Origin of the sequence: Rhizorhabdus sp. (assembly GCF_018006725.1) — a bacterium.
In the GTDB taxonomy this organism is placed as follows: domain Bacteria; phylum Pseudomonadota; class Alphaproteobacteria; order Sphingomonadales; family Sphingomonadaceae; genus Rhizorhabdus.
Genome location: NZ_JAGMXV010000343.1, coordinates 1 through 4,086, shown reverse-complemented (window position 1 = coordinate 4,086; position 4,086 = coordinate 1). Strand labels below are relative to the sequence as shown.

At 60.3% G+C, this 4,086-nt stretch carries 13 protein-coding genes; all 13 read right to left on the bottom strand.

All coding sequences use genetic code 11. The features are described from left to right. Positions 1–83 precede the first annotated feature (83 nt). Complete coding sequence (locus tag KAY22_RS25550; RefSeq protein ID WP_296625918.1) at positions 84–434, bottom strand: hypothetical protein; 351 nt, start codon at positions 432–434, stop codon at positions 84–86. Positions 435–436: 2 nt separating this feature from the next. Next, complete coding sequence (locus KAY22_RS25545) at positions 437–652, bottom strand: hypothetical protein (protein ID WP_296625917.1); 216 nt, start codon at positions 650–652, stop codon at positions 437–439. Beyond that, positions 649–1,020, bottom strand: coding sequence for a hypothetical protein (locus KAY22_RS25540; protein ID WP_296625916.1), 372 nt, complete (start codon positions 1,018–1,020; stop codon positions 649–651). Before KAY22_RS25540 ends, KAY22_RS25545 begins: the two co-directional genes overlap by 4 nt. Further along, positions 1,010–1,174 carry a hypothetical protein gene (locus tag KAY22_RS25535; protein ID WP_296625915.1) on the bottom strand — a complete coding sequence of 55 codons (165 nt, stop codon included), beginning with the start codon at positions 1,172–1,174 and terminating at the stop codon, positions 1,010–1,012. Before KAY22_RS25535 ends, KAY22_RS25540 begins: the two co-directional genes overlap by 11 nt. Before the next feature lie 99 nt (positions 1,175–1,273). After that, entirely contained in the window at positions 1,274–1,477 is a 204-nt protein-coding gene (locus tag KAY22_RS25530) for a hypothetical protein (RefSeq protein WP_296625914.1), read from the bottom strand. Further along, complete coding sequence (locus KAY22_RS25525) at positions 1,461–1,631, bottom strand: hypothetical protein (RefSeq protein ID WP_296625913.1); 171 nt, start codon at positions 1,629–1,631, stop codon at positions 1,461–1,463. Before KAY22_RS25525 ends, KAY22_RS25530 begins: the two co-directional genes overlap by 17 nt. Then, positions 1,628–2,212 carry a hypothetical protein gene (locus tag KAY22_RS25520; protein ID WP_296625912.1) on the bottom strand — a complete coding sequence of 195 codons (585 nt, stop codon included), beginning with the start codon at positions 2,210–2,212 and terminating at the stop codon, positions 1,628–1,630. The genes KAY22_RS25525 and KAY22_RS25520 overlap by 4 nt, the downstream gene beginning before the upstream one ends. 2 nt (positions 2,213–2,214) lie before the next feature. After that, a complete protein-coding gene (locus KAY22_RS25515; RefSeq protein ID WP_296625911.1) occupies positions 2,215–2,457 on the bottom strand; it encodes a hypothetical protein in 243 nt (80 codons plus the stop codon). A 36-nt stretch (positions 2,458–2,493) separates the two neighbouring features. Beyond that, positions 2,494–2,652, bottom strand: a complete 159-nt coding sequence (locus KAY22_RS25510; RefSeq protein WP_296625910.1) for a hypothetical protein — start codon at positions 2,650–2,652, stop codon at positions 2,494–2,496. Continuing rightward, on the bottom strand, positions 2,649–3,143 hold the full coding sequence (locus KAY22_RS25505; RefSeq protein WP_296625909.1) for a hypothetical protein: 495 nt from the start codon (positions 3,141–3,143) through the stop codon (positions 2,649–2,651). Before KAY22_RS25505 ends, KAY22_RS25510 begins: the two co-directional genes overlap by 4 nt. Positions 3,144–3,337: 194 nt before the next feature. Next, the gene (locus KAY22_RS25500; protein ID WP_296625908.1) at positions 3,338–3,529 is read right to left on the bottom strand and encodes a hypothetical protein; all 192 of its coding nucleotides are present in this window, start codon (positions 3,527–3,529) and stop codon (positions 3,338–3,340) included. Further along, positions 3,526–3,792, bottom strand: coding sequence for a hypothetical protein (locus KAY22_RS25495; RefSeq protein WP_296625907.1), 267 nt, complete (start codon positions 3,790–3,792; stop codon positions 3,526–3,528). Before KAY22_RS25495 ends, KAY22_RS25500 begins: the two co-directional genes overlap by 4 nt. Further along, positions 3,789–4,086: hypothetical protein (locus KAY22_RS25490; protein ID WP_296625906.1), on the bottom strand; the 298-nt coding region annotated here is incomplete at its 5' end. The genes KAY22_RS25490 and KAY22_RS25495, both read right to left, overlap by 4 nt.

Genomic DNA, 4,086 nt, shown 5'->3' with positions numbered 1-4,086 from the left:
GCCAGAGTGCAGTGTGATCGGCGTTCGTAATATCGAGGTTGTGAGCCAACCGCTCGGTTTCAGCGGATGCTGTCGCAATCTGTTCAGGTGCCATCATTCATCCATTCTGCCATTTTCAAAATGATATCCTTGGCCCTGGCTGTCAGTTTCGGCACAAACCATGAGCATTGGCCGCACCATCCAGTGCCGCCCCATTCTTTCACCTCGTCCGCCACCGCATCAAAAAAGGCCGCTTGCTGATTGTCATCGTAAGCCGCGAAGATTGACGCCAGTTCAGTTGGCTCAAGATCGGACGCCGTAACCGTCCGGGTGATGGCCTTTCGTTCAATGTACGCCATCACCCTGCCCTCCCGCGCAGACGCATCGGCTTGCCCGGCGCGATGGAAGGCGTTTACCGCGTCTCGATCTGCCTGCGTGATCTCCGGGTCAGTCATGATCAGATACTCCAAGCTATGAGGATTGTAGCTGCCGTGAACGCGCCAAACACAAAGCCCGCCAACCAGGTCCAGAAGATGCTGTGGTGAGCTTGTTGTAATCCAAGCTCCCGGCCATTCTCGAAGGCTTCGTCTTGGTTAACCTGGCTGGCTTGGGCTAAGCCATCGCGGTAGCCTTCGGAGCGGGCCTGAGCTAGTACTGGGCGGGGGTCAGTCATGCTCGGCCCTCCTGCATGGCGGCGATTGCGGCGCGGGCAACATAACGGGCGTGCGATTGCCCCGCTGCGATGTCGTCGCAATCCCCATTGTGAACCGGCCTGCACACAAACGGCGCTAACACTGTCGCCACCCGCTCCACCACATCCTCCCTCGGCTGCTGCGCCTTGAGGGCGGCGAGGATGGCGGGGAGGCTGTTGACGAGGGTGGCGATTAGGGCAGCATCGTTCTCGACATTATCCCGCCACTCTTGCGAAGTGACAGGCGCCAAAGACGATACCCACTTCTTTGGGTCATTCGAGCGCACCCAAGGCCCCGGCGTTGCCTTCTCGGCCAGTGCCTCAAGTTCCGCGATCTGCTCAGGCGTCATCGTTCGTCTCCTTGGGCTGGTGTTCGCCGCACCACATGTCGCGCGATAGGTTCGGAAATACGGCATTGGCGAAGCGATAGACCTCAACCTTAAAGCGTCGCCGTTCGTATCCATCTTCGATGAAGTTCGCGCTGAACTCGCCCTGAGGCGGCATTCTGCGGCACTCGCCGTATTCGCGACCGTCATGGTGGAAGAACCTACAATCAGCACACCGCATCACCCTGCCCTCCCGCGCAGACGTTTTGCCGGCTGTTCAGGTGTCATCGTTCGTCCAATCTTCGATTTCATCTTCGGGATCGTAATCGACCGTGCCTGAGCCGGCGCACTTGGGGCATTGCTCGGCATAGTCATCCGGCGACAGGTCATCGTGCCGGACATAGCGAGCGCGCTGGCTCGGGGTAGCCGTGTGGCATTCGCCCATGCCGTTGCAGCTCGGGCAGTCAACGTCGATCAGCATTGGCTATCTCCTTTTCCGCTTCCTCACGCGAATAGTGCAGCGACAGGACGATAGCTTTGCACCCGCCATCGACACGCTGTGTTGGATCGACAGACAGAACGGCGAATGGCGCGTGGGGCGGATCGAGCTCCGCGATGACAAGATAGGGCATCATCCCATTCCTCCGTTCGGACATTCCCAATCGCATTCCTCGCTGCCCCAAAGCGGGCAGTAGAAGCCGGTGCCGTCGTTAAACCCCGCGCACTCGAAAGCGAGGCCTTCGGGATCGTCGTCATCGTCATCGTCGTAGTGGTCAATGAGGCAGGCGCGGCAGTTGGCGAGCAGTTCATCGCGGATATACCAGCGCGTTCCTCCCAGCGGATCGTCGCGCCCCCCCACACCCATGCAATCCATAGGCAGGAGTTCGACGGCCTGCACTGCTTCGGTGAGGTTCTGGCGCATTATGGCAAGCTGTTCGGCCTGCCGTTCGCACTGGCCTTTCCACATGTCGCGGTTACGCTCGGTGCGCGCCAGTTCAGCTTGCAGGCGGGCAAGGCTTGCTCCGTCCGCCGTGATCCGGTTCGCCGCCTGATCCAGTAATTCGGCCATATCGAAATCCGGCTTCGGCTTGTGGACCATGCGCCCACCGTCATCTGCCAGCAAATATTCGGTCGGCGGGTTTGCCGCATTGCGTGCCTCGATGCGCAGGCATTCGACTAGATCACGCGGGATCTGGCGGTCTTGCAGGGTGGTCATAGTTAGCCCCATTCTTCTAACGCGGCGCGGGCTTCCCGGCGCGCATCGTCGGCGGTCATGCCATGCCAGTCCTCATTGGCGATGCAGCCGAGGGTATAGGCCATCTGGGCGCCGACCTTGCTCACCCGCGCCAGTTCGGCTTGCAGGCGCTCGATTTCGTCGGCGGCTTGCAAGCACTTCCCATAGTGCGGAGGCGTGGCGCTCCGCAGCCGCTTCACCAGTTCAGTTTCTACAGGTTCGGTCACGTCATCGCTCCTTTGGGTGCCGCTTCAAGCGCGGCGTCAGTTAACCACGCGCTCTTTGACGGTCGTGATGACCTCGACGATGTCGAGCGGGACACGCGGGGCCATGCGGTCCCGGCGTTCGCGGGCACTGGCGAGGGTGTCGAACACCATGTGCCGGGCACCGCGACGGGTGCGAAGTTCATAGGAGATCATCATCCATCCTTCACCATCGCTAGAATTATCCGCATGGTTTCGCCGTCATCTAAGTCTCCCCTTTCGACCATGACCGCCTTTGCCGAATTGCCTTCCATTCTCAGAATACTGGCGACTTGCGCCCGAGCCTTGAGAATCGCAGAATCAAGGCCAAGTTCGGGATATCGGTCTATGGCGTTGGCTTTCCATTTCCGAAGCGCTTTCAGTTCGGATTCATATGGGCCGCGCCGCTTGCGTCTAGGCTCGCGCGGTTCAAGATTCCGATCACGGTAGGGGACGCCTGTCGGCACATAGACGACCCCTGAATTGTTGGTTTCAGGATTGACGCGGGACCCTATCTTGACCGCGAGGCCTTCTAAAACAAACTGGCTCAGTCGGGCGGACGCGCATTGCTTGTCACTATCGCATTCGAACAATTGGACAAACTCGAAGCAGGCCAAGCCATCTTCAAATTGCCTGAAAACATCGAATGCCTTTTCATATTTACTCATCATCCATCCTTTCTCTGCCTGCCCAAAAGCATCCGAACACAAAGCCGGCGGGGAACATGATCCATGCCGCCAGGATCGCGGCGAGTAGCGGAGTCATGCGGCGAACCCCAACACCATCGCCCACGCGGCAACCGCAAGGCATGTCCAGAACGTGCCGGCAAGCAGCGATGGCTCGCCTGCGGGGCGGGTAAAACGGGTCATGCGTCGTTCTCCAACTCGGCCCGACGCTCTAGCGACAGGCTGGCAAGGTGATCTCTGGCAGCGAGGTATTCGCCGCGCTCGAATATGGACATGTCAGGCATGGCCACGGCCCGCAGTTCGGCCATGGTCGCGTCGATCTGCGCGTTGAACGCCCGGTCGGCGGCAAGGGTGCGCTCGGTGCGGGTCATGCCGCCAACCCCTGCGCCGGGACATAGCTTTCAGCGGCGCGCGCTTCGCCTTCGTCGGCCAGTTCGTCATCGATAGCCGCGTGCAGCTGCTCGACGATCTGTTCCTCGTCCGCGTAATCCAGCCCGTGCGACGTTTCGGCGGTCCAGCCCGTTACATGGGGCTTGCCAGCGCGCAGTTCATAGGTCGCGACGACTTCGCATTCGCGCTCACGACCGCGCCAGTCGGTCCACAGTGCGTAGGTGGTGATCTTATGGGCGTTCATGATCCGAACTCCACCAACTCACCATCGCGGCAAGTGTACCAAACGCCAGCAACGATGCCGCCGCGCCCAGTGACACCGCAGGCGACTGACTTGATTGAAAAGTCATCGGTGAATTCGGTGCAATAGAGGGCTTGCCCGTCACCAGAAGACATGACCTTTCCGCCGAATGCGTGCGAGAATGCCGCGCCATAGTCGCCGGTGTTCGATGCCGCGCCATAGTAGCCGGTGTTCGATGCCGCGCCTCGGGTGCCGGTGTTCGATGCCGCGCCTTGGTAGCCGCTGCTCGATGCCGCG

Excerpts from the sequence above, each read along its gene's own strand:
- KAY22_RS25550 (WP_296625918.1), bottom strand. The coding sequence starts at position 434 with ATGACTGACCCGGAGATCACGCAGGCAGATCGAGACGCGGTAAACGCC.
- KAY22_RS25545 (WP_296625917.1), bottom strand. The coding sequence starts at position 652 with ATGACTGACCCCCGCCCAGTACTAGCTCAGGCCCGCTCCGAAGGCTAC.
- KAY22_RS25540 (WP_296625916.1), bottom strand. The coding sequence starts at position 1,020 with ATGACGCCTGAGCAGATCGCGGAACTTGAGGCACTGGCCGAGAAGGCA.
- KAY22_RS25535 (WP_296625915.1), bottom strand. The coding sequence starts at position 1,174 with ATGCCGCCTCAGGGCGAGTTCAGCGCGAACTTCATCGAAGATGGATAC.
- KAY22_RS25530 (WP_296625914.1), bottom strand. The coding sequence starts at position 1,477 with ATGCTGATCGACGTTGACTGCCCGAGCTGCAACGGCATGGGCGAATGC.
- KAY22_RS25525 (WP_296625913.1), bottom strand. The coding sequence starts at position 1,631 with ATGATGCCCTATCTTGTCATCGCGGAGCTCGATCCGCCCCACGCGCCA.
- KAY22_RS25520 (WP_296625912.1), bottom strand. The coding sequence starts at position 2,212 with ATGACCACCCTGCAAGACCGCCAGATCCCGCGTGATCTAGTCGAATGC.
- KAY22_RS25510 (WP_296625910.1), bottom strand. The coding sequence starts at position 2,652 with ATGATGATCTCCTATGAACTTCGCACCCGTCGCGGTGCCCGGCACATG.
- KAY22_RS25505 (WP_296625909.1), bottom strand. The coding sequence starts at position 3,143 with ATGATGAGTAAATATGAAAAGGCATTCGATGTTTTCAGGCAATTTGAA.
- KAY22_RS25500 (WP_296625908.1), bottom strand. The coding sequence starts at position 3,529 with ATGACCCGCACCGAGCGCACCCTTGCCGCCGACCGGGCGTTCAACGCG.
- KAY22_RS25495 (WP_296625907.1), bottom strand. The coding sequence starts at position 3,792 with ATGAACGCCCATAAGATCACCACCTACGCACTGTGGACCGACTGGCGC.